General features: G+C 59.4%; 4 protein-coding genes. All 4 read left to right on the top strand.

The window, feature by feature from the left end:
• Positions 1-421: regulatory protein GemA (locus AC3B8H_RS20985; RefSeq protein ID WP_488443452.1), on the top strand; the 421-nt coding region annotated here is incomplete at its 5' end.
• On the top strand, positions 422-826 hold the full coding sequence (locus tag AC3B8H_RS20980) for a hypothetical protein (protein ID WP_488443451.1): 405 nt from the start codon (positions 422-424) through the stop codon (positions 824-826). It begins immediately after the preceding gene.
• 218 nt (positions 827-1,044) lie between these two features.
• Positions 1,045-1,254 carry a hypothetical protein gene (locus AC3B8H_RS20975; protein WP_488443450.1) on the top strand — a complete coding sequence of 70 codons (210 nt, stop codon included), beginning with the start codon at positions 1,045-1,047 and terminating at the stop codon, positions 1,252-1,254.
• Between the two features lie 212 nt (positions 1,255-1,466).
• Positions 1,467-1,809, top strand: a 343-nt coding sequence (locus AC3B8H_RS20970) for a phage protease (RefSeq protein ID WP_488443449.1), incomplete at its 3' end; no start/stop codon positions are given.

The raw sequence follows: 1,809 nt of genomic DNA, 5'->3' as shown, positions 1-1,809 counted from the left end.
CATCGCCAAAAGCTGGGCGCAGAAACACCTGGCGGGCTGGGACGACGACATGCACCGTACCCTATTGGCACGCCACGGCGCCACGCCGCTGGAGGGCCGCATCAGCGCCAACACCTTGAATCTGCCGCAACTGGCCGCCGTGCTGGACGACTACGCGGCGCGCGGGTGGCCGCGTAATAAGCAATACACGCCTAAACAAGGTGACCGCAATCGCACTAAAGCCGTATCGCCGCAGATTGCCATGATTGTTAGGCTATGGGGCAAACTGGGCACGGCCGGCAAAGTCACCAACGCCAGCCGCCCGGCCTTACTGGCGTATTGCGCCCGGCAAACCGCCCACAACGTACCCGACCTGGACAGCCTCACCAAAAAAGAGCGCCAGGCAATCATCGAAGCACTCAAAGCCTGGATGGCTAGATAAATGGATTTTCCGGACGTCTCACCCCAACAGCTTGCCAATCTGCCGCCGGTACTCCGCGCGGTGGTGCGGGCGCTCGGCTATGGCCGGGCGCAGGAATGGCTGCAAGTGTGGGGCGGCCTTGTGATCAATCTGCCCAAACATCATACCCGTGCGCTGAATCTGAGCGACGACGAGCTCGAACGCTTGCGCGCCACGCTGGCGCCGCACCTTGATGCCAACGACCGCTTCAGCGTGCCCAAGCTCGACAAGCTTTGGCAACGCCACCGCAACGCCGTGATCAACGCCGAAAAGGACTGGCAAAGCGCCAGGCATCAAGCGCGGGCGTTTCACTTGACCGAGCGCCAGGTCCGCAACATCCGCCGCGACGGCGACGCCGACGAGCGGCAGATGAGTTTATTTGATTGACCTTTCCCGTTCGTCCTGAGCTTGTCGAAGGATGAACCTGAACAAGCCCCCAGGGGGCATGGCTTCAGCGGGCGGTGAGCCAGCAAAAAAACACCCGCAGCGGCCCGGTGCAACTTACCTCCCATCGGCGCAACCGCCGGCATGGCCCCACGAGACGGGGCCGGTTATACTGGTCCGGCGTTGCAGCGCCGGACCGCTTTCACAACTGAGAGGATCATATGAATGAACTTTGGATCGTTGCTTCAAACACCGATGAATACGGGCGTGTTTTTCTAGCCGATTATGCCGGCGATACCCGTAATCGCGTGATCGACAAGGTGATGGCGGGCGCGTGGAACGAAGGATTTCGCGGCACTCTTGATGAACGACTGCTTGAACTCGGCTGGGAAATCGTCAAAGTTGCCGTCGTTGAAATACAGCCCCTCTAAGCGCCGCGCGCGCCCGCTCCGCCATCCTTGCCCGACCAAAAACCGTTTAAACGATCCTGCGGGCTTTTAAACGGCTTTTAAACGCGGTTGCAATTGGATTCTTTACTGGTATTCGTTAGCGTACTAACAACCGTAACCCCGGAAACATTTCCGGCGTAATCACGCCCCGCCCAAACCCGGACAATGGCCTCAACGTTTTTTTTGAGGTCGCCATGTCCAAACCCGCCGTCAAACTCGCCGCCCTGGCTTTCGAGATCGCCACCGATGGTGTGACGACTGAAGCGCATTTGCTGCCGGTTGGTCCGTTTCGCGCGACTGATGGTCGTCCTTACGACTGTGAAGCGTGGCAGTTGGACGCCAATATTGCTGCTCGCGTCATCGAGCGTATGCGGGCTCGCAAAAACGACACCCTGATCTGCTACGAGCATCAAGACCTGTATACCGAATGGAACGGTCAGCCTGTCATCGCGGGCGGCTGGTTTCACGATATGGAATGGCGTGAGACAAAAGGGCTGTACGCCGTCGGCGTCGATTGGACGCCCGTCACCAAGCAAC

The sequence above is a fragment of the Methylomonas sp. BG-2 genome (assembly GCF_057766305.1).
The sequence above is the reverse complement of the archived record's forward strand: the minus strand, read 5'-3'. Positions and strand labels throughout refer to the sequence as shown.